This is a genomic window from Roseibium sp. SCP15 (genome assembly GCF_040329435.1).
Lineage (GTDB): Bacteria > Pseudomonadota > Alphaproteobacteria > Rhizobiales > Stappiaceae > Roseibium.
Genome location: NZ_JBDZYI010000001.1, coordinates 428,625 through 453,924, shown reverse-complemented (window position 1 = coordinate 453,924; position 25,300 = coordinate 428,625). Strand labels below are relative to the sequence as shown.

Genomic DNA, 25,300 nt, shown 5'->3' with positions numbered 1-25,300 from the left:
ATTTGGCACCCGCACCGTCTCGTGGAGCAATCTATCGAGAACCACACCCTCCTCGATCCAACAACCGCAGGCGACAGTAGTTGGAAATTCAGGTCAAGTTGCTCCCCCTCCCCTGACTCTGGTCGGCGGGTCCAGATAACGCGCTGACCTGTCAACACAACGAACAAAGGCCTCTTGTCTGAACGGTTTCACCAGTTCATCAGCCAGTGTCGCCAGAAAACGTTTGATCGTTCAATAAAGGCGCGAACGTGCGGTAACTGAAATTCACGCTCGACATAGACCAGACTGAACTGATCGTCTCTTTGAACGATGTTTGGAAACAGGCTGACCAAATCGGAGTTCTTCAGAAGCTCTCGCTCAGGCAGGAGGCCGATTCCAAGACCCGCATGAACGGCCTGAACCATCAGGCGAAATCCCGAAGTAAGCAGCCGAGGTTGCACTTCAACGTGGCCACCGTCGGATCTTGGCCACCGGGTTTCAGGTACTCCATCGGAGTTCCTGAGCACAATGCACTCATGCTGTCCAAGCTGCTCGAGTGTCTCTGGCATCCCGTGTTGGTCGAGATAGGCTTGAGTTGCCATAGCAATGTTTCGACTTGTGTAAATGCGCTTGGCAATCAGCGATGGATCCCGGATTTCTCCAAACACCAACGCAACATCCACACCTGCTGCACGCAAATCTGATTTGTTGTTTGTCACCACGACGTCAAGATCGACCTTTGGAAACTCTGCAGCGTAGTCGGTGAACAAAGGCACCGCCGCCAATTCGCTTTCCGGCACCGAGATTCTCAACGGGCCACTCGGCTCGTCGTCAAGCTGTTGCAACGCACACCATGTCGCCTCCACATCTGCAGCGATACGAACAGCCCGAAGATAGAGCTCGTTTCCTGCCGGTGTCGGAAACAGTTCCCGGGTGGTTCTTTGCAGCAAACGAACGCTCAGCTGAGTTTCAAGTTCAGCCAGCCGGCGGCTGAGCGTGGGTCTTGTCAACTGAAGGTGTTCCGCAGCTGCGTTGATGCTTCCGCATTCGACGATTGCCTTGAACTCGAGCAATCGGTCTGCGCTAGGGAAACGCGACATGATACGTCCATTTTTTTGACATCCAGTGTTCAACATTATCAGTTCGTGCAGAAAATAAGCAATGATAGACCACTCTCGAAACAGGGTCTCCACCGTCGGACTCCAAAGCGGTGGATCCCTCACCTATCGAGAGGCACTCATGGATCTCTATCTGACAGCACGATTTTTACACATCCTCCTTGCAGCAACTTGGTTCGGCCTGACTGTAAGCGGTCGTCAGAAAGCAATCTGGTTTGCACGTGAGGATCTTCAGAAGGCTGCTCGGCCAGAGATCTATCTCAGGAGGGCTTCAGTGGTCGGGTCCTTCGTGGGTCTCTCGACCATCGCCTCCGGGCTTTGGTTGATTTCGCTGACCGGCGGGTTCGAAGCCGTGCCTTGGACCATCTCCGCTGGCTTCGGCCTTGCCATTGCGATTGTTCTGATCGGAGCCCTCTTGGTTGGACGCGGTTGGGACCGACTCGCAAAAAGGAGAGCAGCCGGGGGAAAACAATGTGAGCTGGAAGCAATTGCCACTCAAATTGGACGCTGGGATCGGGTGATTCAGATCCTGTGGGTTCTTGCACTGGCAACCATGGTTTTCCGCTTCGCATTCTAGGAAGGAAGCGCTCGCCTACCGGGCACGAAACCACTTATGTGTTGTTCGAACTCACGCCCTCGCTTGAACAACAAGTCATTTGAAGCGGGCAACAAACTCCACTAATCGCCCCAATCCCTTGCGAGGAGACATAATCCAACTGGTTGAGAGAATTACTTCAATATCAGAAGGTTCTAAGGATCCCAGAAGTACTGGTCTCGCATGCGTCGCCAGATTTTCTCGCCGACCAGGCAATCATAGGGCTCTTCGAAGGTGATCTGTGCCGGGATGATCCTGGGTTGGGCGGGTGGTGTTCTGCCACCAATTTCCAGTATCAGTTTTCGCCGGACAGCATCTGGAAACTGCTCCCAATCGGTGACCGGAATGACGAAACTTGTAGGACCACCGGTAACACAGCGCCGGTAGTAGACGTCCAGATCCGGTATATTGAACTGAAAACCGACGCCTCCTCTCGTCATCAGAGGGAGACCGTTGATGACGATGCCATTTGCAACAGCCTCATCCCTGGCGAATGTCACTGGGGAACCGTGGTTGTTGGGTCCATCGCCTGAAATATCAATCACCCGGCGGCCGGCATCGTAAGGAACTTCCGCCAGCAAGGATGCTGCCCGACGGATTGCGCCGGAAATAGATGTCCTGCGCTGACCAAAGGAACTGTCCTCCAGGACCTGTTCCGCAAACCTTTCAGCATCTGACTGATCTTCGATAAGAGACCAGTCAACGATGAGGCGGGCGTGCGTGTCGTTCGCCCACTCGAACATCATCAAGGCGATGCGTCCGTGGGCACCGAGTTCGATGGCCTGCACAACTTCCGGACTGGAAATAGCCGCTGCATATCCCTTGCGCTGGATCTGAAGTTCTTCAGGTGACATTGATCGCGAAACGTCAACCGCGAGAACAAGTGCAACATCCACCTTCGTTTCTGCGGCCGAGATTGACGCAGGCACCAGCGCCGCGAGCACTGTGAAAATCAGACACCGAAGATGAATGAGCCTCCACATAGCGAAAAAGGATAGCTGAAATCTTCAATTGCGCCAGCAAAGCGCGCAAATGGATAGATAAACGATCTGTGAGCGATGCACTCAGGAGCACTTCTTGCGGTCTATCGCATCCCCCACTTCATCAGCTATAACAGCGCCAAAGCTGACAATTCAGGAAATGGTTCATGTCCGACACCGCTGCCAACGATGATGCTCAAAAACCACTGCTCGCCACTCTCCTGCATGAAGGTGTCTACCGGATCGTGATGCAGCGCCCGGACCGCATGAATGCCCTCTCGACAGAGATGATGACGGCGCTCTCTAAGCAACTTGAAAGAGCTGCAGAAGACCCGAACATCCGGGTTGTCCTTCTGGGGGCCGAAGGCAAGGTTTTCTGTGCCGGCCACGATCTGAAGGAACTGACTTCAGCCCGTGCCGAAGCCGATGGAGGCAAGGCGACCTATGAACGGGTCATGCGGCATTGTTCCGATCTGATGCAGCAGATCGTTCGACTTCCGAAACCCGTTATCGCCGTGGTCACAGGTGTTGCGACGGCTGCCGGGTGCCAGCTGGTGGCCTCATGTGACCTCGCGATTGCCACCGACACGGCAACCTTCTGTACGCCTGGCGTCAATATTGGTCTTTTCTGCTCCACTCCCATGGTTGCCCTTTCCCGAAACGTTGCGCCGAAACAGGCGATGGAGATGCTTTTGACGGGTGAAAGCATCGATGCATCGACCGCAAAGGAATTCGGTCTCATAAACCGCATCGTTCCGCGCGATTACCTGGAACAGGTCGTCCAGAAATATGCAGAGAGCATTGCCTCCAAGTCTGCAAAAACCCTCAAGATCGGCAAAGAGGCATTCTATCGCCAGCTTGAGATGCCTCTGTCCGAGGCCTACGACTTCGCGGCCCAGACAATGGTCGAGAACATGATGGCAAAAGACGCGGAAGAAGGCATTTCGGCCTTCCTGCAAAAACGCAAGCCGGAATGGACCGACAGCTGACCTTGCCTCTCGCTTGAGCAATCAAGTCCAACAACAAAGACCTGGAGGGAGAATTGGCGCAAGCAGGCTACTCCGGCCGTCCATTGTCGGCAAAACTCGGGCTGAAACCGGGCATGACTTGCTGGCGTCATGAAATGCCTGAGGACATTGCTGCTTTGCTCGACCTGCAAGAGCCGGGTCAGTTGCTTCAGCCCACCCCGGCCGCCGGATTGGGTTTTGCGCACATATTCATCAAAGAACGCGAAGACCTTTCCATTCTGTTGGAGCGGCTCCGCGGCCTTCTGGCTTCGGATGGAATGATCTGGGTTTCATGGCCGAAGAAATCCAGCAAAGTGCCGACGACGGTCACGGAAGACGTTGTGCGGGAAATCTGCCTGCCAATGGGTCTGGTGGATGTGAAGGTATGTGCCGTTGATTCAGTGTGGTCAGGGTTAAAACTGGTGATCCGCAAGGAATTGAGGAAAGAGCATGAGAGCCGTCTCAAAGTCCTCGACCTTGCGGACCTAAGAGACCAGTAACGCGATATTGTCAGGCGCGGTCCAGGCCAGGACGGCAGGTTCTACCGCAATGGCAGGAAAATCTCAGCTTCGGCCTCATGCTCCGGAACATCCGGATAAAACGTCAATCTCTTGACGAACAGAGGAAAGTCGCGCAGCTCGCGGCCACTCTCCGGCTGCCAGTCCCTGTAAAGCGAACGGATTTTTCCTTCGGCAAAATCCAGGGAACCCTGGTGACGCAAAACGGCGCAGGGGCCACCCGGAATGGTTTTCGTCACCACACCTGCAGCGTTCTGCGATACCGGGGCAGTAACTTCACAGCAAAAATCGAAGCGGAACTCTTCCGGGGCCGTCGTTTTGGGATCATCATAAAGAATGTTGAAGGTGGCGCTTTTCGCGGGTGAGAGCCCCAACTCCTTACGCCAGGCGATGAATTTCCGGGCACTTGCCGTCAGCCCGGCCTGAGGACCCTTGTGCTCCAGGACAGCAATGAGGGTTTTGGGAAACTCGACAATCTGAACACTGTCGGGGGCAATTCTGTGTTCAGGCATGAAACTTCCTTTCAGCTCGATGAGCGGATCATAGGTTTGATGCCAGAGGGACCAGTCCGCAGCTTTGCGAAATTCCGAAGGGCTTTGACCAAATGTGCGCTTGAAGGCCCGGGAAAAACTCTCCAGATTTTCGTAGCCCGCATCGAAAGCAATTCCCGTGATGGGAAGGTTCTGGCGGAATGCGAGCTGCTGCCCGGCGCGCTTCAACCGGAGCAAACGGCTGTAGTCCGAAACACTCAAGCCCGCGAATGCGGAGAACTGGCGTTGAAAATGAAACATTGAACAGGAGGCCGACGAAGCAAGCGCCGCCATGTCCAACGGCTCCTCCAAAGTGATTTCGATCCTTTCGAGAACCCTTGCGAAGCGCTGGCGTAACCTGTTCATGCACTGTTTCCTTTCATGAAGAAATCCGTCTGGCAGCTCCTGTCTAGGAAAGTCTCGCATCGATTGCCTGACCGTATGTGCTCTTTTTCGTTTGTGACCGAATTGGGCAAAGGAAGCACTTGCAGCCGAAACCCGTTTCGCCTTGGATAGCGCGGCAAGGGCAAGGATTTTCAAAGCATGAATCACGACACCTATTCCGATACTTACATCAAGGGCATTCTGGACGAGGTAAAAACCGTCGCCATGGTCGGTGCCAGTGCCAACAATGTGCGCCCGTCCTATTTCGTACTGAAATATCTTCTTTCCAAAGGTTATGAAGTCTGGCCGATCAACCCCGGACAGGCCGGCAAGGAAATTCTTGGACAGACGGTCTATGCCTCGCTGGACGATCTGCCGGGAACACCTGACATGATCGACATTTTCCGGAATTCGGATGCTGCCGGGAAAATTGTCGATGAAGTCATCGCGAGCGGCAATTTGCCCAAAGTAATCTGGATGCAATTGACCGTCCGGCACGACGCGGCGGCAAAACGCGCTGAAGATGCCGGTATCAAGATGGTCATGGATCGCTGTCCCAAGATCGAGTACGGCCGGTTATCGGGTGAAATCGGTTGGGCGGGGGTCAATTCCAGGACACTTTCTTCCAAACGCCCTGCCCTCAAGAGTGGTTTTCAACACCGCGGCCTGACAAAAGACCCCGCAAACAGCGACTGAAATGTGTTGAGAGATTTTTTTACTTCACACCAGCTTCACACAATGCTCTCCTGCTAGTTCGTTAACCGAGTGTTAAATGACGTTGTACCCGTCCGGTTGAGAGTAGTGCAGAGAGTAAGATGACCCAGGACCCGACCCTGTTTACCGCGTTTGAGTGGGTGTTGTTGGCCATGGCTGTGTTGATTTGCCTTGTTTTGTTCGCGGTGGTTCATCGCGCGGAGCCAGGTTCGCCTTTTTCGGAACGGGACGAAAACTGGTATCCGGACGATGTCACCGCCAAGCAGCGGTCACCCGAAAAACACTAGGATTTCATTCCGAAGCCTTTCTCGAAGAACGACCAATCCTTCGGTGCTTTTAGCAAGGCGCAGAATGCCCGCTTGACCGGTTCATGACGGGATCGGGCCAGCGGCACTTGCAAAAACGTGCTGCTGCATGTGGCTTGTTGCCGGTATCTTCACCGATCTGAAATCGACGACTTCGACCTAAGCCCCTGACATCAAAAATTTTTCCTCCCATTGCCAAATCAGGAAAATCCTGCTTTGACCTCCTCAGTCCCATCGGCCAAACTGGCCGCCATTCCAAACGGGAGGTTCTTTTATGAGCGAAAATATTCCGGGTTTTTCCACCCTTGCCATTCATGCGGGTGCGTCACCTGACCCTTCAACCGGTGCGAGGGCAACGCCGATTTACCAAACCACATCGTTCGTCTTTGACGATGTCGATCACGCCGCCTCCCTTTTTGGCCTTCAGGCCTTTGGCAACATCTACACTCGTATCACCAACCCGACGACCGCCGTGCTTGAAGAGCGCGTTGCCGCACTTGAAGGCGGTACGGCTGCGCTGGCAACTGCTTCCGGGCACTCGGCCCAGCTCCTGTGCTTCCATACTCTGATGCAGCCCGGCGATAACATCGTTGCGGCAAACAAGCTTTATGGCGGCTCGATCAACCAGCTCAATCATTCCTTCAAGAGCTTTGGCTGGGGCGTGAAGTGGGCTGACCCTTCCGACATCAATTCCTTTGAAGCTGCAATAGACGACAAGACCCGCGCGATCTTCATCGAAAGCCTCGCCAATCCAGGTGGCATCGTGATGGACATCGAAGCCATCGCCGCGCTGGCAAAAGCAAAGGGCATTCCGCTCGTCGTCGACAACACGATGGCAACGCCGTATCTGTGCCGTCCGATCGAACATGGCGCCGATATCGTCCTGCATTCACTGACCAAGTTCATGGGCGGTCACGGCAATTCCATGGGTGGCATCATCGTGGATGGTGGCAGCTTCGACTGGTCCGCAAGCGGCAACTACCCGCTCCTCTCCGAGCCTCGTCCCGAATACCAGGGCATCGTGCTGCATGAGACTTTCGGCAACTTTGCCTTTGCGATTGCCTGCCGTGTTCTGGGGCTGCGCGACCTCGGCCCGGCCATCTCGCCGTTCAACGCATTCATGATCCTGACCGGGACGGAAACCCTGCCCCTACGCATGCAACGGCACTCCGACAATGCCAAGAAGGTTGCCTTGCACCTTTCTGGGCACGACAAGGTCAAATGGGTGTCCTACGCGGCTCTGCCGGAAGACAAGCATCACGCGCTTCAGCAGAAATATATGCCCAAGGGTGCAGGCGCAGTCTTCACCTTCGGTGTCGAAGGCGGTTATGACGCCGGCGTCGATCTTGTTTCCAAGGTGCAGTTGTTCTCGCACCTGGCGAATATCGGCGACACGAGAAGTCTGATCATTCACCCGGCATCCACCACGCACCGCCAGCTCTCAGACGAGCAAAAAACTGCAGCTGGAGCCGGCCCTGATGTCGTGCGGATTTCTGTCGGCATTGAAGATGTCGAAGACATCATTGCAGATCTCGACCAGGCGCTCGCCGGTTAAGATCAGCTTCCAGAGATAGTAAGAAGCCCGCCGAATGGCGGGCTTTTTTTGTGGCCTATCCTCGTATCGGATAAGCCCCTTTCAGCACTGCGAGGTGATCCACAGACGCTGCCAGAACAACCACGGCAAATCCCTGATGCACGAGCGCGACGGACAACGGCACATGCCAGATCAGCGTCAATACGCCAAAGACTGCCTGAAGCAGCACAAATGCCCCGACATGGCCCCCTGCCCGACGAAGCTCCTTGCGCTGACTGACCTTGAACGTGGTCATCATGAGAATGAGCGCAACAACAACCAGAAGGTAGGCCGTCATGCGATGCTGAAACTGCACGGTCAGAACGTTCTCAAAGAAGTTCAGCCAGGCTGGTTCCATGACAAGCAGACCACCAGGGATGAGCTGACCATCCATCAGTGGCCAGGTATTGAATGTGAGACCGGCGTTCAGACCAGCAACAAGGCCACCCAGGAAAATCTGAACAAAAACAAGAACCAGCAACAGAACGCTCAATCCTGTCAACTTGGCCTGCTCAGCTGGCAATGGCTCCGTCAGGGGCGTCAATCGGCGGGCTATCCAGAACAGATACGCAAAAATTATCAGCGCAAGTGTCAGGTGTGTTGCAAGCCGGTACTGACTGACATCGACCCTGTCGACCAGTCCTGATGCAACCATCCACCAGCCGACAAAGCCCTGCAGACCACCGAGCGCCAGACCGATCAGCAATTTGGGTTTGAGCCAGGGTTCGATCCGTCCTGCTGCCCAGAAGGCAACCATGGGAACGAAAAACGCGACCCCGATGAACCGGCCAAGCAGCCTGTGTCCCCACTCCCACCAGAAGATGAACTTGAACTCATCAAGGCTCATGCCTTTGTTGATGAGCTGGTATTCGGGAATCTGCCGGTACTTTTCCAGCTCCTCCTCCCATTCCGCTTCGTTCAGCGGGGGAATCACGCCGTGGATGGGTTTCCATTCGGTGATCGAAAGGCCGGACTCCGTCAGTCGAGTCGCCCCGCCAACAACAACCATTGCCAGGATCAAGGCACACACAAAATAGAGCCACCAGCGGATCAGGGTTCTGCTGCGCCTGATTCTCTCCAGCCTGGCCGGCAGAATTGGGTTTTGCGTTCCTTTTGCAATGTCTGCGGATGCTGTCATGGACCGATACCGGAATTCGCACTTCTTGGATTTGACCTTTGGCTTGGGGAGATATAGGTGCAAGGACAATACGGCAAGCAGTGAAAAGAGGCTGGTTCGGAAAAAGTGAATTAGGACTTTCGAACCACGGGCTTATGTGCCCGGCCACTTCGAATTCTGCTGTCGCTCAAAAACAGTCAACGGACATCAACTGAAAATGGTTCCTTCCTTCCGCAAATTTATCGGCATGATCGCATTGGTGATCTTCGTGGTTGTCTACGCATTCACCGCCATGGTGATCGGTGACATGACGTTGCAGCAATCCTCTACGATCGTGCGGCTTATCTACTTTGCGATTGCAGGACTGATCTGGGTAATCCCGGCTGGAGCCATCATTTGGTGGATGGAAAGAGGCGGGAAAAACCGGACCTGACGCCAAATCCGGATGCAGCCCACCGGGCAACTCGATAAAGGGCAAACGGCGCTCCGGTCAGATATTGATCGACCACGGCCGGGTCCTGAAAGCGACCGTTCAGAGACACACGTGGAAGCATCATCGGATCCCGCGCGTTGGCCGACTGCAGCACGCCCGGCAATGTCGTCACCGAGGAAGCAAACCCGATATCACGCAAAATCTCAGCATCGCGCATGCTGACAGCATGGGACTTTCCATAAGGATAGGCGAAATGCTTGGGCCGGCGATCAAGCTCTTCTTCCAGACGCTTCAAGCCATGGGTAACATCTACCCGTGCTGCTGAGGCATCCAGCCGCGCCATGGCGTAGTGATCATGAGTATGTGCACCGACCGTCACCAGCGGATCGGCCGCAAGCTGCCGCAGTTCGTCCCAGCTCATTACGAGCTCATCCGCGAGCTCTTTGAGATCAATGCCATATTTTTCCGCAAGAGCTCGGACTATCTTGCGCTGATCCAACTCGCCAACTTCCAATGTCAGGTAATCGACAATCTTTTCGAAGCAGGCGATCTTTTCCGCTACAGACTTGCTGCTGATGCCATCGGAAGCACCGGATCTTGTGAAGATGACTTCATCGTTTTGCGCGATCACCCTTTCCAGAGCCAGCCACCAGAGCTCGCTCGTACGATCTACCAGGCCCGTAGAAACGAAAACGGTGAATGGCGCTCCAAGCTCTTTCAGGATCGGATAGGCAACTTCGAGGTTATCTCTATAGCCGTCGTCAAATGTGAGAACGGCATATCGATGGTGGCCATAGCCGGATTTGAGCAGATCAACGGCTTCATCCAAGGCTATGATTTCATAGCCATTGGCCCTGATCCGCTCAACCGCCAGGCGCAGAAACTCGGGGGTGATTTCAAGATGTCGGTTGGGCTGAAACGCGTCCGCTCTGGCAGGGCGAACGTGATGCATCATGAAAATGGCCCCGCAGCCCTGGGTGATCGGCGCCATCAATCGGCCCAGTCCCGTTCCTTTCAGAACGCTGAATGCACGTGTGACTGCCTTTTGCCGAATGCCCATATGGCTGAACGCCTACTCTTTAAGAAAGTACCAGTAACGCACGGTTTCTTTAATAATTGCTGCTAAATCTATCGAGACTTGTTCCGATCTGCCAGCGCCTCTCCGGGTCTTTTCGCAATGATCATCGAAAATGGTTTATCTGATGTTCACACCACGGCTCAGACCGTAACGGGACCGATGGATACCGCTGCTGCCAAAATGGGCGCCGATGCTCTGGACGTCACTGTTTTCTCCAGTCTGGAGGAAGCAGGCAACGATTGGCAGCAACTGGAGCGAGCAAGCAACAGCAATCCCTATCAGTCATTCGATTGGCTCAAGGCCTGGCAAGATACTCTGGGCGCTTCCCTTCAAGTGGAAGCGCTTGTTGCCGTCGGCCGGGTCAACTGCACCCCAATGGTCCTGCTGCCTTTAGGGCTGCAGCGCCTTTCGGGAATCCGAACACTCTCTTTTCTGGGACACCAAAACGGCAATCAGAACACAGGCCTTTGGGACCCATCATACTACGAAAAAGCGGCACAAGATCAGATCCGCGCGTTTCTGATGGAGATCTGCCGAAAATCCGGCGCAGATGTTATCAGCTTGACGAACATTCCTGAAACCTGGAATGGCCGCCGGCATCCTCTTGCCTTAACGGAATCAACATCCAGCCCCAGCCCGATTTTTACCCAAGTCCTGCCTGACGATTTCGACGAGTTGTTCAAGCGGACCCATAACAAATCCGCGCGCAAGAACTTGTTGCGCAAACAACGCCATCTGCAGTCCGCAGAAGGCTACAAGGTCGCCAAAGCGCTGACAAACGCCGAAATCGAGCGAGGCCTGTTGGCATTTCTGGATCAGCGTGCAAGGCGATCCGAAGCCGCGGGAATCCCAAACGTCTTTTCCAATGCACCTTCTCGCGAGTTTCTTTCCCGCCTTCTTGGCCTTGACCCCGACAACACGGACAGCAAAACATGCCCGATGGAGCTCTGGTATCTGGAGGCCGGAGGCGTCATCCGATCCACCTATCTTTGTGTTGAACAGAGCCGGACCCTATACGCCTACAGCAATAGTGTCGCTCATGACGAAATGCTGCCCAACAGTCCTGGCCTGGTCCTGATCAAGGAAATCATCGACTATGCGTGTTCTTCGCCAACAATCGAGACACTGGATCTCGGATTGGGAGAAGAACGGTACAAGACCGCATGGACGGAGCCTGTACCCCTGGTCGATTGTTCCCTGGCTCATTCCTGGAAGGGCAGTTTGAAGATGCGCGTTGATAATGCGCGGACACAGGTGAAAGCCGCCATCCGCAATTCCAAGACCCTTTGGCCACTGGTTCGAAAACTGCGGAAATGGAAGGCAGGACTGGGCAGTTCAACCTGACGGATCGAACCGAGTTTCAAGTCACACCATATCTCAGATTGATCTTTACGCGGCGTGTCCATCGTCGCTTTGCCGTGGGCCCGGTCCGTCGTCACCTGCGATGACCACTTCAACTTTGGCTCCGGTGTTGTGAGCAAGGAGATTTGCGGCGCTTTGCAGTTCATGACTGTGATCTGGTGCACTTGCCGCGATCAACACCCGATCGGCAAAACTTAGCATGCGAGCACTTGCCAGCGTTCCATCGATCGCACCGAGGTCCACGACGATAGTGTCATATGTAGACTTGATCGCATCCAGGGCATGTTTGAAACGTTCCCCATCCGCCATATCGTCGGTGATGGTAATGCGCCCTGCTTCAATAATGTGCGCTTTGGAACCAGCATCGCGGTAGACGACTTTCGCAAATGGAGCCTGTCCGGCAACAACGTCGGAAAACCCTTCCGCGGCCTTGCTGTCTGACTGTTCAGGAAAGACTTCCATGATCAGAGCTGATTTTCCGGCCTCGGCGGCCTTGCGTGCCAGGTCGAATGTCAAATCATGAGACAGGGCTTCATCATCGACGCTCAAAACGACAATGCGGCCTCTGGCTTCAATATCCTGCGCGTATGTCGTTGCAGTTGCAGCATACGAATTTTCTTCTGCAGCCTCTTCCACTTGCGGTTCTTCAGCAACATACTCCGGCTCACGATCACTTCCCGGGCCACGCAAGTCTCCGACCCAGTCCGGCGCAAAGTCCTGATCGTATCGGGGCTTCGTGTCACTATCCTGATCCTGGCTCTCGGAAACGCGCGCGTCAGGATTAGCAACCGCATCTTCATTTTCAACTGAGCTTGCTCTTTCGATAAAGTCCTGCGCTTCCGGCTCATCTTCCGCGAAATCGGCATCCATGCGGTAGCTGGTGACCCGAGGATTATAGCCTCTCTCCCAACCCAATGTATCTTTCTGGTCGAACGAACCGGCTGAGATCTGGTGTCCTAACCCTGCAGAAGCATATGAGCGACCACCTTCAACCGTCGCTCGGTCTGTCCCGGCTCCGGTGAGCGGGTAGTCCATCTGGTTGTCTTCGATCCGGGTCAGCGCATTGCCGCTCAGGAATTCGCGCATAATCACAAAAGCGCATCCCAAAAGAAAAGTGACCAGCGCTGCAATGATCGTGCTGGAAATGATCTTGGGTGAAAAGGGTTCCGCCGGCACAGAAGCGCGTGAAATGATCCGGGCGTCGGCCGGTAGAACCTGTGCGCGAAGTCTGGAGTCGGCTTCCTGATAACTCAGGAGCAGTTGGTCGAGCTGCGCTGCTTTGGCATTGGCTTCCCTTTCAAGCTCGCTCAGTCGTGCCTGATCGGCATTGGACTTGGCTGCGGCGGTCTTCAAATCTTCAAGGCGCTTTTCCAATGCGAGCGCCTGTTGGTTAGCAACTTTCGCATCGTTTTCCAGTCCCTGAAGGATCTTGCGGGCCTCAGTCCTGATCTGCCGGTCATAGTCACCGAGCTGCGACTGAAGCGCCTTCAGCTGAGGATGGCTCGGCAGCAACGTAATGGAGAGTTCGGCTATATTCGACTGGATCTCGACCTGACGCTCACGAAGCCTTTGTATGAGAGTGGAGTTCAAAACGTCACTGGCTGTTTCCAGCGACCCTCCGGACTGGAGCAGTTCCCTGATCAGATCAGCCTTGGCCTGCGATTCAGCCTTTGCGGCCTGCGCAGCTGAATAGTCGCTGCTGGTTTCCGCCAACTGCTGTTGGTTCAGCGGGATGTTGTCCGCGCCAATCAGCAGATCCGCACGCGCCCGAAAATCCGCGACGGCCTGGCGGGCAGCCTGCACTTCCTTACGCAGCTCCTGGATCTGTGGCTCCAGAACGGCGGAAGCCTGTTCCGTCGTCTGCCGCTTGGCGCTCGATTGCACAGCCAGATATTCATCTACGATGGTGTTTGCCACTTCAGCAGCCAGAACCGGATGCTCGGCGGTATAGTCAACCGCGATAACGCGGGACCCTTCCAGTCGATAGATGTCCAGATTCTTGTAAAAGTGCTTGAGGACACGTTCTTCGGCACTGTTGTCGGGTGTGCTCTCTCCCAATCCAATCAGGGACAGAAGGCTGCCTACCAAAGAGCCGCCACCTTCGGCGTCAAATTCGGGAATGGATGCCAGGTTGAGTTTATTTGCAACCCGCCGCGCAAGATCCGCCGACATCAGCAATTGCACCTGGCTGGCAACACCTTCGGAATCGAGAAGCGCTCTCTCCCCCTCGGCACCTCGCGTCGCCCCCGGAAACTTGTTGTCCGTGCTTTCGATAAGGACGCGCGCTTCGGCTCTGTACTTTGGCGCCACAAATTGCAGCCCAAGAAAGACGCCGACAGTCACGATCAGCGTGAGTGGTAGCAACCACCCAAGGGACCGCCCGATTGCGCGCAAGAGACCTCCAAGGTCCAGTGCCATGTCCTCATCAGTGTGCGTCTGCCGCTCAGCATTCATCGTTCGAAACTCCAGTTCCGGCAAACTATGTCGAATTAGGGTAAGCGATCGGTTAAATTACCTCCAAACGTGACGCGGCGTCCGTTAATCATTGCATACACGGATTTGACAGCCCCCCCAATTCCTACCTTGTGAGCTCTTCACCCTCAATTAACCATAACACGCGATGCTGTCTCCGAATTGTAGGAGAGTCGTTGATGCGAATGAGAGCGCTTGTTGTCCTGGGCCTATGCCTGGGCCTTGCTGCATGCAGCGGGTACAGACAGCCGCCCACAGCATTTCATGAAACGCTAACGCAGCCATATCGCTTGGATTCAAGCGACAGACTGCGTATCATCGTTTTTGGTCAGGACGATCTCTCTAACACCTATGTAGTTGATCAAGCAGGGTATATTTCGTTTCCTCTGATCGGCAGTGTTGCGGCACGCGGCAAAACCCAACAAGGTCTGGCTTCGGAGATTGCCACCAAACTGAAGCAGGGATACATCCGCGATCCAGATGTTTCGGTGGAAGTGGACACCTACCGTCCAATCTTCATCATGGGTGAAGTGCAAAATGCAGGCCAATACAACTACGTAGCAGGCATGACCGTGCAGAATGCCATCGCGACCGCGGGCGGCTTCAGCTCCAGAGCCCAACAAATCGACGTCGATATCACCCGTCAGATCAATGGTGAAATTCTAAACGGCCGTGTGCCCATTTCGGACCCGATTCGACCTGGAGACACGATTTACGTCCGGGAACGCTACTTTTAGACCGCCGCTGAGTTAACTGCGGACTCATCTCCCTTTGTTAGTGTGCTGTTTCAGTGCTTCACTGGTTCAATAAAGAAACCGGGGGGCAGTAACAGGGAAACTGCACCATGACTACGACTCCCATGCGGATCGTACATTGTGTCCGCTCGCCTATCGGCGGGATATTCCGTCATATCCGGGACTTGGCGACAACCCAGGCGGAAGCGGGACACGATGTTGGACTAATCTGCGACAGCAGCACGGGCAGCGCTTTCGACAACGAGCTCGTGGCCGAGCTCGAGCCGAAGCTCGCACTTGGCGTGGCACGCTTTCCCATGCAGCGGCAGCTGACCTTCAAGGATTTGTCCGCGACCTTTGCCCTTTATCGTCACATGCGTGATCTGAAGCCTGACATTCTTCACGGGCATGGGGCGAAGGGCGGCGCGTATGCGCGCCTGATAGGCACGGTCCTGAACGTGACCGGACAAAAGGTTTCGCGGGTCTATTGCCCTCATGGCGGGAGCCTTCACTACGACCCGAACAGGATAGAAGGCCGCATCTATCACCAGCTGGAGGCGTTTCTCGGGCGCCTGACGGACGGTCTCATTTTCGTCTCCGATTACGAATCCGCTGCGTATGAAAGCAAGATCGGACATCCGAGGGCGGTGACCCGGATCGTCTATAACGGGTTGACGCCAGAGGAATTCACTCCGGTTTCGGCGAACGAAGACGCTGCAGACTTCCTGTATATTGGAATGCTGCGCGACCTGAAGGGACCGGACCTCTTCATCGAGGCACTTTACAACATACGCCTGAAGAACGGTGTTGCACCGACGGCCCATATCGTTGGAGAGGGCCCGGACGAAGAGCGCTACCGCAACATGGTCAAGAAGCTCGACATGGAAAACGCCATAACATTCCATGGCGCCCTTCCCGCACGCGAGGCATTCAAACTGGCCAAGAACGTGGTGGTTCCATCACGGGCGGAAGCGATGCCTTACATCATTCTGGAAACGGTGGCCGCTCAGCGCCCCCTCATCGCGACCCGCGTCGGAGGCATTCCGGAAATCTTTGGCCGGTATGCTCACCGCCTTGTCGAGCCGGGACACATCGGCAAACTGACCCTTGCCATGGAAGCGGCACTCGAAGCGCCCGCCACGATGGACCGGCAGGCCGAGGAACTGCGTGGTTGTCTGGCAGAAACCTTTTCGGTGGAGCTCATGGGCGACCGTATTACCACTCTCTACCAGGAGCTGAGAGGCCTTGCACCAAGTGAGGCATCGGCTCCGGGAACAGCGAGCAAAGCTTCTGCCGCCTCGCGGGCACAATCCATTTTTGCCAGATCGAGTAACCGATAATGAGCAATCCTGCCTTCAAGCAAAACGAGCAATTTGATCCGAAACCGCTTGCTGAAGACGACTCCGGTATTCGCCAGAAACTGGAGAAACAGTTCAAGCAGACGGTTCAAAGTGCGACGGGTCAACCAGTGGTCGAAACCCTCGTTCCCGGACAGAACGGCCTTTCCGCAGGCGCTCTGGAAATAGCGCGCAATCTTGGCGGCAAGGGTGTTTCCGCGACCGTCCTGGCCGGCTTTGTTCGTTTGGCAGACGTTTTGGTGATTGCAGGTGCCGCACTTTTTGCCGCGATTGCCGGCCCGGAAACAGCCGGAATTTCGCTCACCCAGATATTTACCACCGCCGCGGCAATCCTTTTTACACTCGCGTTCCTTCAGGCCGCTGATGTCTATCAGGTCTCCGTCATGCGGCGGGGATTGTCTCAACTTGGCCGGGTTGCGGCTGGCTGGACAATGGTCTTCGCCATTTTCGTTGTTCTTTTGTCGACGACGAACATTGGAACAGGATTGTCCGATGGCTGGATTGGCCCGTGGTATGCGCTCGGATTGACCGGACTTTGCGCTGTACGCCTGGTCGTCTATGGGCTCGTTCGTCGCTGGATGAAGTCCGGAAGCCTGGAGCGACGCGCAATCATCGTCGGCGGCGGTACGGCTGCTGCGGAGCTGATCCATGACCTGGAAGCCCAACCGGACAACGACATTCGGATCTGCGGCATTTTCGATGATCGATCCAACGACCGTTCTCCCCCAGTTGTCGCCGGATATCCCAAGTTGGGCAACATCAATGCCCTGGTCGAGTTCGCCCGGCTTGCGCGTATCGACATGCTGATCGTCAGCATTCCTTTGCGGGCGGAAAAGCGGGTTCTGGAACTTCTCAAGAAACTCTGGGTCCTCCCGGTAGACATCCGCCTTTCGGCGCATACGGACAAGGTTCGGTTCCGCGACCGTGGGGCCTCCTTTATCGGTACGGTTCCCTTCGTCGATGTCATTGAAAAGCCGATTGCGGATTGGGACATGGTTGCAAAACGGATCTTCGATCTGGTGTTTGCATCACTCGCCATCATTGGATTGTTTCCGGTCATGATCGCGGCAGCGATCGCCATCAAGCTCGACAGCAAGGGCCCTGTTCTGTTCAGACAGAAACGCTACGGCTTCAACAATGAAGTCATTGAGATTTTGAAGTTCCGTTCCATGTACACGGAAATGGCTGATCCGGACGCAAAACAGGTCGTGACCAAGGGAGACCCGCGCGTCACGAAAGTCGGAAAATTTATCCGCAAGACCTCCATTGATGAACTGCCTCAGCTGTTCAACGTGCTTGCAGGAAGCCTGTCACTGGTGGGTCCGCGCCCACACGCTGTAAACGCTCATACCGACAACAAGACCTGGGACGATGTGGTTGACGGTTATTTTGCCCGCCACAAGGTGAAGCCTGGGGTTACCGGTTGGGCCCAGATCAACGGCTGGCGCGGTGAAGTCGACACTCCGGAGAAAATTCAGAACCGTGTCGAATGCGATGTCTACTACATTGAGAACTGGTCGATCCTGTTTGATCTCAAGATCCTGTTCCTGACCCCTTTCCGGCTGCTCAATACGGAGAACGCCTATTGACCGTCATGAGTGAACCATATGGCGGCGCTACCTTTACGCGCCGGCCACACGGTCTCTCAGTGAAAAGCCTGGGCGATGGCGCCCTTTGGCTTGCGGCCTTTCTCTCCGGCTTCGTCATCGAGGAGCCTGCACCTTACGAACTCTATATGGCGCTTCTCGCCCTTGTCTGGTTTGCATGCGGGCTGAAACTCCGGCCGGAATTCGGTCCCCTGATCATCTGCATGATCCTTTATGTTGCCGGAGGGCTGGCTTCCATTCCGTTGGCGCAGAAGTTCGGTGATGCCGTCATGTACATCGCCGTCACTGGCTTTCTCGCCATGACGGCTATCTTCTACGCAGCTATCCTGGCCGATAATCCAAACCGGTTCCGGATCATTCAGAACGGATACACGATCAGCGCCGTTCTGGTGTCGGCAATCGGGGTTGCAGCCTATTTCAATCTTATTCCTTCATCGGAATACTTCATGCGGTATGGACGCGCACGCGGGACGTTTCAGGATCCAAACGTCTTCGGTCCCTTTCTGGTCCTGCCTACCTTGTTGTTGATACAGGTCTTCTTCAAGAACTCGGTTCTGAAAAACCTGCATGTTCTTGTGCCGCTTGCAATTTTGTTGCTCGGGGTTTTCCTGAGCTTTTCTCGCGGGGCCTGGGGAGTGCTGTTCGCCTCGGTTCTCATTGTCTATTTTCTGGCACTGATTACGGAGCGAAACGCAAGAAGGCGCGGTCGGCTTGTCCTGCTCGGCGTCGGCGGCCTCCTTGCGGTTGTCGCGATGCTGGCCATTGCCCTTTCCATCGACACCGTTTCCGACATGTTCGCTCAGCGCGCCAAACTGGTGCAGGACTATGACGGTTCGCGGCTGGGACGCTTTGCACGCTATTCACTCGGTTTCCAGATGGTCATGGAGTACCCGCTTGGCATCGGCCCGCTGGAGTTCAACAAGTACTTCCCGGAAGACGAGCATAACGTCTATCTCAAGGGTTTCACGACCTATGGCTGGCTGGGCGGCACCGTTTATCTGGTTCTGGTGGTCTGGACAATCTGCGCGCTGGTTCCCCTGCTTTTCAAACACCGGCCATGGACAGCTTTCACACATTGTGTCTTTGCGGTCTTCATCGCGCATTTGATCCTGTCAGTTATCATCGACACCGATCACTGGCGGCACATGTATCTGCTATATGGCCTTGCCTGGGGATTGATTGCCACCGACAAGATAGAGCGCAAGCGCCGAGCTTCGCCAGTCAACGGGCAATCCGTTTTCTGACCGGAAAAGCCTGGGCAAACTATCAGCCTCAACGCAACAAGCCGCTTGCGCTTGGAAAGCGAACAAGCTAGGTAGGGTCCGTTCGGGCAGTAGCGCAGCCTGGTAGCGCACTTCACTGGGGGTGAAGGGGTCGTCGGTTCAAATCCGGCCTGCCCGACCATGACTATCATGGTCGGTCTCGAACACTTCCGACTAACTTCTCTGGAAATCACCGCGAAACCTTCCTGCGCAACTGCGTCGGATCGAGCGGCCGTAACTGCTCACAGGCAGGTATGACTTTGTCGATCGGGCTGAGACTTGGTGGGCGAACGTTCGAAGCGGGCTGCAATCTCTGCTCCCTCCAACTCCCGGAGGCGCCTCCACACAGCCTCTTGTTAGAGCTCTGCGCAAACGGCATTTTCACAAGTATTCATTGCAAATCATTAGTTGCACAGCGATATTTCTCCATCGGCACAACTTGAAAAAGTGATACCTGGAACGAATAGCTCCTTCCTTTGGTTATGCTTTTTCAATTTTCTTTTGTTTAAGTGCAACACAGATATGAAGCTATGCTTTTGAGGTCACCAAAGTCCCGATCGTGTCGCAAATCGCATTAAATACGCTCAGTCCCCTGATCCGGAAAATCTCACCGTTTCTGAAACTGGGATCCGCATCGGCAATGGCTGCCTTGCTGGCGTTTCTTGTACAAACGCTGCTCGCAAGACAGATGAGCGCGGCCGACTATGGCCGGTTTTCCGCGGGTCTCAGCTTGGTGACCATCATGGCGCCAATGGCCTGTTTCGGGATCGGCAGTTTTTGGCTCAGGGTCTTTGGCCAGGAAGGCTGGGGCGCCTACCGCTGGATCCGCAATTCTCTGGTCTATGTTCTGTTCTCAGCCCTGTTCGTAATGATCGCACTCGCGGCCTGGGCACATTGGGGACCGCACGACGCCCGAACCGAAATGGTCATTCTTGCGCTTTCGGTGTTCGTCCTGAGCCAGATCCTCATGGAGCTGGTGGGTGTCGTCTTTCAGCTGGAAGAAAACTATAACTATTTCTCGTTCTGGCAGTTTTCACCGCACCTGGCCCGGTTGAGCCTGCTTGTAATCTTTCTGTTTTTCCCGCTGTTCGATGCCTATCTCCTATCGGCGCTAACGGCCTATTTCATGGTATCAGTTGTGGTCGTGCTCGTGGGCATTGCCATTCTGAATGCGCGTTTGTCCGGAAATTTGCAGCTAAAAGGGCATGGCCCGTCGCCTGAAAGCAGCACTACAACCGAGCGCGCGGGCCTGGGCGATGTGGTGCGATCCTCGCTCCCCTTCGGCATCGCCGGGTTTTTCTATCTGGTCTATGTCCAGATGAATACGGTGCTGGTGAAGTACTGGGGAAACGACGAACAGGCCGCCTATTACAATGTTGCATTCCTCGTAATTACCGCCTTCCTTCTGCTGCCGAACATGGCATTCGAAAAGGTTCTGATACCCAAGATGCACCGCTGGTATTACCAGGACAGGCCAATGTTGCATTCAGTCCTCAAGAAGAGTGCGCTTCTGTTCGCGGCCCTTGGCTTTGTCAGCGTCGCGGTAATCTGGTTCGCTGCGGACTTCATCGCTGCATTCTTTTTTCATGAATCACCGGAAAAACTCGCCGAAACGCTACAGATAGTGAAATGGACCATACCGCTGCGGTCGCTGAGCCTGTGTTTCGGTTCTGTCCTGTTCATTGGAGGTCACATCAACCTCAGGCTCAAATTGCTGTCTGCCGTAATTTTGGTGAATGTCGGTTTTTGTTATGTGCTCATCCCTCAAAGCGGAGCATCTGGGGCAGCTCTTTCGATGATCCTTGCCGATGCATGCATGTGCCTGCTCTTCTTTGGAGCAATGCTGCGAGCCCTGAAAACGCGGGAGGGTAAGCTGTGACCGGTAATTCTATGACTGTGCCTGTCAGCGTCATCATTCCCTGCTACAACTCGGAGCGGACCATCCGCAATGCCCTGCTTTCTGTGGTTCAGCAAAGTCAGCGGCCGCTTGAAATCATTTGCGTGGACGATTGCAGTCAAGACGGAACCATTGAAGTTATAAAATCTTTCGCCGGCGAGTTCAGCCAGCAATCGGTCAGGATCGAACGCATGCCCGAAAATGACGGACCCGGCAGCGCGCGCAATCATGGCTGGGATCTTGCCAAGGGTGACTATGTCGCCTTCCTCGATTCCGACGATTTCTGGCATCCGCAGAAGCTCGAGTTCCAGGTTGCGGTGATGCGTGAGCAAGATTGTTTCGGCTCGTCGCACCGGCGCTCGCCCAACCTGCCTGGCTTGTATGACGAAGCGAATGGGACGCCGCAGGAAATATCGATCAGCACCAGCGAACTGCTGTTCAGAAACAGGATTGTCACGTCTGCGGTCATGCTGAAGAACCAACCCGGTTTCCGGTTTCGCCCGGGCATGCGTTACTGCGAGGATCTGCAACTCTGGTTCGAGATACTGTTTGCGGGCAACAGTTTCGTTTACCTGGATTTGCCGCTAAGCAGCCTGTCGGGACCGGAAGAGGCCCCGAACAGTTTGAGTTCTGCCGTGGTAAAAATGGAGAAGAGCAAGCAGGGCATTTTCCGGGAACTCCGGCAGAAACACAGAATTTCAATGTCGCAGCTGTATGCGGCCAGCAGTTTCTCGCTCATGAAATTTGTGTTCAGGCGCATGCAGGGCATGTTTGCGGGCCGGTAGCAAATGTCCCCGTGGAACCCGCGGCGCCCTTCTCTATTTACGATCCGCAATAGGATATTGACGTTCCCGTCGAATTGACATCATCTGCCGAAATGCAATCCAGTCACAACATGGCTGCTGCCGGCCTCGCCCTGGCCGCTTCCGCCATCTTAAGCTTCATCGATAACTTTGTTGCTGCTGTCGGTCAGGAAGCTGGCCTTTGGCAGTTTCACGTTTTCCGCACAGCATTTGCGGTGCCAATTTTTCTTTTGATTGCACTCGTGACACGCACCCGCTTGAGGCCGCAGAATTTCAAGACAATTGCAGTGCGCAGTCTCACGGTTTCAGCCGGATTGTTGATCTACTTCGCCGCCCTGGGAACCCTGCCCGTTGCGCAGGCTGGAGCCGGTTTGTTCTCTGCACCGCTCTGGGTCGCCATTCTATCGATCATATTGTTCGGTCTGAAACTCGGCGCAACTCGTTGGGTTGCAGTTTTCGTGGGGTTCGCGGGTGCTTTGATGTTGTTGCAACCGGATCCCAGCACCCTTTCCTTTCTTTCACTCATGCCGCTTGCCGCAGGTCTTTTTTATGGTCTGGGGATGATGTTGACTGGAATCTGGTGCGGGCGGGAAAGTCCACTTGTTCTCGCCCTCGGCGTTTTTCTGACGATCGGGGCCGTCAGCGCCGTGATGCTGACGATCACCTCGATCTGGCCAGGCGAGACTTTCCTCTCCCAACCATACGTGCCCCCGACGCCGCGCTTTCTGTGGTTGACCCTTTTCCAGGCCGTCGGAGCAATTGTGGCTGTTACACTGATTGCACAGGCTTACCGGGTCGGTGCACCAGCCGTCGTGGCCGTGTTTGAATATTCGTTCCTGATCTTTGCCTGCCTATGGTCCGTCTTGCTATGGGACATTCAGACAAACAGCCTTGCAGTCGCCGGCATTGCCGTCATCCTGACCGCGGGATGCCTCATGGCTTTCTCCGGAAGGAACGCAAAAGAGATATCGTCTTCCGCGTGAAGACTATGCTGCACTTTTTGAAGGCTACGTCAGAAACCGGATTACCGCGCCTGACATTCGGTCACTGTTTAAGCAAATTCTTAACCTGGATGTGTTTGTGAGTGCGTTTGTCACACTCCGGTTACCAGGTGCCTGCCCGCTTGAACACCATCCCTTTGACGATGCCAAGCTAAGTGGGCCGGAAAACAATTGTTAGTTTTTCCGATGGTTTTGTTTGCAGCACCTCTCACCTTGGGTAATTTGGGCGAATGGGAGAAACTGAAATGGGGACTTTTTCTCGCCCATGGAAGAGATGATCAATGAGCTGACAGAGAGCTGCCGGAGGATGGGGGCAGGTTTGCATAAATCAATCAGCGATGAAGAGTTGCTGACTGACCTTCGCAAACAGCTCGATGCAATACTGGAAGCTGCTGACGACTCTCTATCCATGGAAGTCTATACATTTGTTGTCCTGCGCGCTTTCCGAGTGTTGAGAGAAGGCAATTAGAAACATGGATGTTCAAGCCTTTTTAAACAAAGAAGCAGACACTTACGCCGATTTGTTCCAGGGAGGGTTCGTCATAAGAGGGTTCGTCAGAACCGTGATAGATAGTTATGATGGAAAATCTGACTGGCGGGACTTTACTGCGAACGAACGAAACGAAATCATATTGAACTGTCACAGAATGATTGAACTCCTGATGGAGGCGGAAAGAGACTGATGCACATCAAGCGCATTGATCCGACAAACATGAAAGGTTTGGCGGGCCAATACATCCAGGAGCTTGATGCCTTCCTGCGGCACACCGATGGTGTGTTCAGGCCGAACATTCCAGTGTTCGACCGTCTCGTTTTCACGTCTTCAACAGCAAGCGGCGACCATATCCCGCAAATTGGCTATGTCGGCAGTCGCAGTTACATCAAGGAAGTGATGGAAGGCCAGTATGGCGGTGATTTCGCGTCGGTGATCCGGAACCAAGATCCGCAATTCGACACAGTCGTTGCCGGTGGCTTTGCCCGAGCCGCGCAAGGAGACAGGGTTTTCGAACTGGTCGAGATGGAAGTCACGCCCCCGGGCGCTCTGGCCAGCGTTCCTGTCAGCTACTATCGTCTTATTGATCGTCTATGGCTCGGGACTCCGAGTCCTGTTCTAGTGAACCTGACTCTGCCGACATCTGCGCAGTTTCATGAGCATCAATTCTTGCTAGATAAAGCACATCTTTGGCCCAATTGAACAGGAACACGTCGTCCTGCTTCCGGTCGATTGGCGGATTGTGCCATTTCGTGGCGTAGGGATAGGTGTGCAGCGCCCCGTAAACTTCTCCCAGTGCTTTCCTGACCCTTGCCGCTCGCGCCAACCCGACACATGCGGTCGCCTCTTTCCAGGTTGCCAGCCCCAGGTACAGGTTCATTCTCGAGATCAAAGCCAGTCGCTCAAGTGATTGCCGGACTGACCCCTGCCCTGGAACGTTCAAGGCGTCCCCGGAATAGATGATCTGGCCCTGAATTTCCTGCATGGGCGGGCAAGTCCATTGACGGTCTATGGGGTGTTCCGGTCCGTAAATCCTCGTCAACTGCGCACGATGAAACTCCAGGTAACTTAACGCGCCCGTGTCAAAAAGCTGGCTGCAATAGAACGAGACCGGCTCCCCCTTTGCCATTGCCACGTGACAGAAACCATTATGGCCATTGAAGTCGAAAAACCTGCCTTGAAAAAAGGGCGTCACTTCCTTGCCGCAGGCTTCGAGTGCAGGTGTCACTTCATTGAAATCGCGCAGAACCCGAACAGTACATCCGAGTTCGTAAAGCTTCGAACGGCACGCTGAATAGGCATTGAACAGGATTGAAACGTCTTCAGGTCCCAAGAATTCCCCCATTGGCCCTGGTCATTCGTTCGTGAAGCTGTGCGACCGAGAAAGGCATATTTCGCTTCACCCATAACACGCCTGAATCCGAACACAGTCAGATGGGTGCTCTCTTCCGGCTTAAAGACAAATTCAAGTCATGGTGAAGTGGGTAACCCTATGAAGATCGCCTGAACGAGATGCCGATATTAACACTTCGACAGCAGCGCCCTACGGTTGGGATACTAGCCAGTTCAAGCGCCTTTTCCTAGAAATATTGATGAATTTAACAATCAATCAAATCAAAAGAGCAAACTATTCAACCATTAATTCTGTCATATTTTAATGAATTTATTGACGCATTCATAATGACGCCTAGCAAACACAGGTGACCTTACACATCAGGTTGCTCATATCTTGAACCACATCAAATAGTAGTTGCTATTTGGTGCTGATAAAATTCGATCCTAACCTACAAAAACCTTACCCCCGATTGCTCATCTAACTCCCGCAACCCAATCTCCACTCGCGAGGAAGGCCTCAATGGGTCATGCGCGCTCGCTTCGCAGCAACGTCGTGAGGAATTGTCGGAAAAATGCCGATAAAACCATCCTCGACCTGCTTTCCTCTTGCATTCAACGTGGGAAATCCCCGACCCTGCCGAACAG

Annotated in this window: 23 protein-coding genes and 1 tRNA gene; 17 read left to right on the top strand and 7 right to left on the bottom strand. The window is 54.5% G+C overall.

All coding sequences use genetic code 11. The features are described from left to right. Window positions 1-188: 188 nt before the first annotated feature. Window positions 189-1,079: a LysR family transcriptional regulator gene (locus ABLO27_RS02065; protein ID WP_353030116.1), complete on the bottom strand. Its 891-nt coding sequence runs from the start codon at window positions 1,077-1,079 to the stop codon at window positions 189-191. Window positions 1,080-1,140: 61 nt separating this feature from the next. On the opposite strand from ABLO27_RS02065, the gene ABLO27_RS02060 reads away from it, so the two are divergent. Further along, a complete protein-coding gene (locus ABLO27_RS02060; protein ID WP_353030115.1) occupies window positions 1,141-1,674 on the top strand; it encodes a hypothetical protein in 534 nt (177 codons plus the stop codon). A gap of 173 nt (window positions 1,675-1,847) precedes the next feature. On the opposite strand, the gene ABLO27_RS02055 is transcribed toward ABLO27_RS02060, so the two are convergent. Continuing rightward, window positions 1,848-2,588 (bottom strand): DUF1194 domain-containing protein, encoded by a 741-nt coding sequence (locus ABLO27_RS02055; protein WP_353030114.1) that lies wholly within the window; start codon window positions 2,586-2,588, stop codon window positions 1,848-1,850. Between the two features lie 251 nt (window positions 2,589-2,839). Here ABLO27_RS02055 and ABLO27_RS02050 point away from each other — a divergent pair, with 251 nt between their 5' ends. Then, window positions 2,840-3,661, top strand: coding sequence for an enoyl-CoA hydratase (locus tag ABLO27_RS02050; protein ID WP_353030113.1), 822 nt, complete (start codon window positions 2,840-2,842; stop codon window positions 3,659-3,661). Window positions 3,662-3,714: 53 nt separating this feature from the next. Then, complete coding sequence (locus ABLO27_RS02045; RefSeq protein WP_353030112.1) at window positions 3,715-4,179, top strand: hypothetical protein; 465 nt, start codon at window positions 3,715-3,717, stop codon at window positions 4,177-4,179. A gap of 41 nt (window positions 4,180-4,220) precedes the next feature. On the opposite strand, the gene ABLO27_RS02040 is transcribed toward ABLO27_RS02045, so the two are convergent. After that, on the bottom strand, window positions 4,221-5,093 hold the full coding sequence (locus tag ABLO27_RS02040; RefSeq protein WP_353030111.1) for an AraC family transcriptional regulator: 873 nt from the start codon (window positions 5,091-5,093) through the stop codon (window positions 4,221-4,223). A gap of 177 nt (window positions 5,094-5,270) precedes the next feature. Between ABLO27_RS02040 and ABLO27_RS02035 the strand changes: the two genes are divergently transcribed. The 3 genes from ABLO27_RS02035 to ABLO27_RS02025 all read left to right on the top strand — a co-directional run bounded on the left by ABLO27_RS02035 (window position 5,271) and on the right by ABLO27_RS02025 (window position 7,685). Continuing rightward, complete coding sequence (locus ABLO27_RS02035; RefSeq protein WP_353030110.1) at window positions 5,271-5,807, top strand: CoA-binding protein; 537 nt, start codon at window positions 5,271-5,273, stop codon at window positions 5,805-5,807. Between the two features lie 119 nt (window positions 5,808-5,926). Then, window positions 5,927-6,112, top strand: a complete 186-nt coding sequence (locus ABLO27_RS02030; protein ID WP_353030109.1) for a hypothetical protein — start codon at window positions 5,927-5,929, stop codon at window positions 6,110-6,112. 292 nt (window positions 6,113-6,404) lie between these two features. Then, entirely contained in the window at window positions 6,405-7,685 is a 1,281-nt protein-coding gene (locus ABLO27_RS02025; RefSeq protein WP_353030108.1) for an O-acetylhomoserine aminocarboxypropyltransferase, read from the top strand. 55 nt (window positions 7,686-7,740) lie between these two features. Here the strand turns inward: ABLO27_RS02025 and ABLO27_RS02020 are convergent, their stop codons facing one another. Continuing rightward, complete coding sequence (locus ABLO27_RS02020; protein ID WP_353030107.1) at window positions 7,741-8,841, bottom strand: COX15/CtaA family protein; 1,101 nt, start codon at window positions 8,839-8,841, stop codon at window positions 7,741-7,743. Between the two features lie 196 nt (window positions 8,842-9,037). On the opposite strand from ABLO27_RS02020, the gene ABLO27_RS02015 reads away from it, so the two are divergent. Next, the gene (locus ABLO27_RS02015) at window positions 9,038-9,253 is read left to right on the top strand and encodes a DUF2842 domain-containing protein (protein WP_353030106.1); all 216 of its coding nucleotides are present in this window, start codon (window positions 9,038-9,040) and stop codon (window positions 9,251-9,253) included. Here ABLO27_RS02015 and ABLO27_RS02010 read toward each other — a convergent pair. Next, window positions 9,213-10,313 (bottom strand): polysaccharide deacetylase family protein, encoded by a 1,101-nt coding sequence (locus ABLO27_RS02010; RefSeq protein ID WP_353030105.1) that lies wholly within the window; start codon window positions 10,311-10,313, stop codon window positions 9,213-9,215. The genes ABLO27_RS02015 and ABLO27_RS02010 overlap by 41 nt on opposite strands. Before the next feature lie 117 nt (window positions 10,314-10,430). Between ABLO27_RS02010 and ABLO27_RS02005 the strand changes: the two genes are divergently transcribed. Then, on the top strand, window positions 10,431-11,675 hold the full coding sequence (locus ABLO27_RS02005) for a GNAT family N-acetyltransferase (RefSeq protein ID WP_353030104.1): 1,245 nt from the start codon (window positions 10,431-10,433) through the stop codon (window positions 11,673-11,675). Window positions 11,676-11,720: 45 nt separating this feature from the next. Here ABLO27_RS02005 and ABLO27_RS02000 read toward each other — a convergent pair whose 3' ends face one another. Then, the gene (locus ABLO27_RS02000) at window positions 11,721-14,147 is read right to left on the bottom strand and encodes an exopolysaccharide transport family protein (protein WP_353030103.1); all 2,427 of its coding nucleotides are present in this window, start codon (window positions 14,145-14,147) and stop codon (window positions 11,721-11,723) included. A gap of 197 nt (window positions 14,148-14,344) precedes the next feature. Here ABLO27_RS02000 and ABLO27_RS01995 point away from each other — a divergent pair, with 197 nt between their 5' ends. The 9 genes from ABLO27_RS01995 (at window position 14,345) to ABLO27_RS01955 (ending at window position 23,296) form a co-directional block, all read left to right on the top strand. Continuing rightward, the gene (locus ABLO27_RS01995) at window positions 14,345-14,902 is read left to right on the top strand and encodes a polysaccharide biosynthesis/export family protein (protein ID WP_353030102.1); all 558 of its coding nucleotides are present in this window, start codon (window positions 14,345-14,347) and stop codon (window positions 14,900-14,902) included. A 107-nt stretch (window positions 14,903-15,009) separates the two neighbouring features. Next, on the top strand, window positions 15,010-16,239 hold the full coding sequence (locus ABLO27_RS01990; protein WP_353030101.1) for a glycosyltransferase: 1,230 nt from the start codon (window positions 15,010-15,012) through the stop codon (window positions 16,237-16,239). Further along, the gene (locus ABLO27_RS01985) at window positions 16,239-17,846 is read left to right on the top strand and encodes an undecaprenyl-phosphate glucose phosphotransferase (RefSeq protein WP_353030100.1); all 1,608 of its coding nucleotides are present in this window, start codon (window positions 16,239-16,241) and stop codon (window positions 17,844-17,846) included. The genes ABLO27_RS01990 and ABLO27_RS01985 overlap by 1 nt, the downstream gene beginning before the upstream one ends. A gap of 5 nt (window positions 17,847-17,851) precedes the next feature. Next, window positions 17,852-19,108 (top strand): O-antigen ligase family protein, encoded by a 1,257-nt coding sequence (locus tag ABLO27_RS01980; RefSeq protein WP_353031675.1) that lies wholly within the window; start codon window positions 17,852-17,854, stop codon window positions 19,106-19,108. A gap of 83 nt (window positions 19,109-19,191) precedes the next feature. Next, window positions 19,192-19,268: transfer RNA gene (locus ABLO27_RS01975), tRNA-Pro, on the top strand. A 498-nt stretch (window positions 19,269-19,766) separates the two neighbouring features. Next, on the top strand, window positions 19,767-21,005 hold the full coding sequence (locus ABLO27_RS01970) for an oligosaccharide flippase family protein (RefSeq protein ID WP_353030099.1): 1,239 nt from the start codon (window positions 19,767-19,769) through the stop codon (window positions 21,003-21,005). Next, window positions 21,002-21,808 carry a glycosyltransferase family 2 protein gene (locus ABLO27_RS01965; RefSeq protein ID WP_353030098.1) on the top strand — a complete coding sequence of 269 codons (807 nt, stop codon included), beginning with the start codon at window positions 21,002-21,004 and terminating at the stop codon, window positions 21,806-21,808. Before ABLO27_RS01970 ends, ABLO27_RS01965 begins: the two co-directional genes overlap by 4 nt. A gap of 92 nt (window positions 21,809-21,900) precedes the next feature. Continuing rightward, entirely contained in the window at window positions 21,901-22,809 is a 909-nt protein-coding gene (locus ABLO27_RS01960) for a DMT family transporter (protein WP_353030097.1), read from the top strand. Between the two features lie 283 nt (window positions 22,810-23,092). Continuing rightward, the gene (locus tag ABLO27_RS01955; RefSeq protein ID WP_353030096.1) at window positions 23,093-23,296 is read left to right on the top strand and encodes a hypothetical protein; all 204 of its coding nucleotides are present in this window, start codon (window positions 23,093-23,095) and stop codon (window positions 23,294-23,296) included. A 604-nt stretch (window positions 23,297-23,900) separates the two neighbouring features. Here the strand turns inward: ABLO27_RS01955 and ABLO27_RS01950 are convergent. Beyond that, window positions 23,901-24,665, bottom strand: coding sequence for a hypothetical protein (locus ABLO27_RS01950; protein WP_353030095.1), 765 nt, complete (start codon window positions 24,663-24,665; stop codon window positions 23,901-23,903). Window positions 24,666-25,300 lie beyond the last annotated feature (635 nt).

What these genes read in the sequence shown, in the direction of transcription:
- ABLO27_RS02065 (WP_353030116.1), bottom strand. Translation starts at nt 1,079, where the DNA reads ATGTCGCGTTTCCCTAGCGCAGACCGATTGCTCGAGTTCAAGGCAATC.
- ABLO27_RS02060 (WP_353030115.1), top strand. Translation starts at nt 1,141, where the DNA reads ATGATAGACCACTCTCGAAACAGGGTCTCCACCGTCGGACTCCAAAGC.
- ABLO27_RS02050 (WP_353030113.1), top strand. Translation starts at nt 2,840, where the DNA reads ATGTCCGACACCGCTGCCAACGATGATGCTCAAAAACCACTGCTCGCC.
- ABLO27_RS02040 (WP_353030111.1), bottom strand. Translation starts at nt 5,093, where the DNA reads ATGAACAGGTTACGCCAGCGCTTCGCAAGGGTTCTCGAAAGGATCGAA.
- ABLO27_RS02035 (WP_353030110.1), top strand. Translation starts at nt 5,271, where the DNA reads ATGAATCACGACACCTATTCCGATACTTACATCAAGGGCATTCTGGAC.
- ABLO27_RS02030 (WP_353030109.1), top strand. Translation starts at nt 5,927, where the DNA reads ATGACCCAGGACCCGACCCTGTTTACCGCGTTTGAGTGGGTGTTGTTG.
- ABLO27_RS02025 (WP_353030108.1), top strand. Translation starts at nt 6,405, where the DNA reads ATGAGCGAAAATATTCCGGGTTTTTCCACCCTTGCCATTCATGCGGGT.
- ABLO27_RS02020 (WP_353030107.1), bottom strand. Translation starts at nt 8,841, where the DNA reads ATGACAGCATCCGCAGACATTGCAAAAGGAACGCAAAACCCAATTCTG.
- ABLO27_RS02015 (WP_353030106.1), top strand. Translation starts at nt 9,038, where the DNA reads ATGGTTCCTTCCTTCCGCAAATTTATCGGCATGATCGCATTGGTGATC.
- ABLO27_RS02010 (WP_353030105.1), bottom strand. Translation starts at nt 10,313, where the DNA reads ATGGGCATTCGGCAAAAGGCAGTCACACGTGCATTCAGCGTTCTGAAA.
- ABLO27_RS02005 (WP_353030104.1), top strand. Translation starts at nt 10,431, where the DNA reads ATGATCATCGAAAATGGTTTATCTGATGTTCACACCACGGCTCAGACC.
- ABLO27_RS02000 (WP_353030103.1), bottom strand. Translation starts at nt 14,147, where the DNA reads ATGAATGCTGAGCGGCAGACGCACACTGATGAGGACATGGCACTGGAC.
- ABLO27_RS01995 (WP_353030102.1), top strand. Translation starts at nt 14,345, where the DNA reads ATGCGAATGAGAGCGCTTGTTGTCCTGGGCCTATGCCTGGGCCTTGCT.
- ABLO27_RS01990 (WP_353030101.1), top strand. Translation starts at nt 15,010, where the DNA reads ATGACTACGACTCCCATGCGGATCGTACATTGTGTCCGCTCGCCTATC.
- ABLO27_RS01985 (WP_353030100.1), top strand. Translation starts at nt 16,239, where the DNA reads ATGAGCAATCCTGCCTTCAAGCAAAACGAGCAATTTGATCCGAAACCG.
- ABLO27_RS01980 (WP_353031675.1), top strand. Translation starts at nt 17,852, where the DNA reads ATGAGTGAACCATATGGCGGCGCTACCTTTACGCGCCGGCCACACGGT.
- ABLO27_RS01970 (WP_353030099.1), top strand. Translation starts at nt 19,767, where the DNA reads ATGGCTGCCTTGCTGGCGTTTCTTGTACAAACGCTGCTCGCAAGACAG.
- ABLO27_RS01960 (WP_353030097.1), top strand. Translation starts at nt 21,901, where the DNA reads ATGCAATCCAGTCACAACATGGCTGCTGCCGGCCTCGCCCTGGCCGCT.
- ABLO27_RS01955 (WP_353030096.1), top strand. Translation starts at nt 23,093, where the DNA reads ATGGAAGAGATGATCAATGAGCTGACAGAGAGCTGCCGGAGGATGGGG.
- ABLO27_RS01950 (WP_353030095.1), bottom strand. Translation starts at nt 24,665, where the DNA reads ATGGGGGAATTCTTGGGACCTGAAGACGTTTCAATCCTGTTCAATGCC.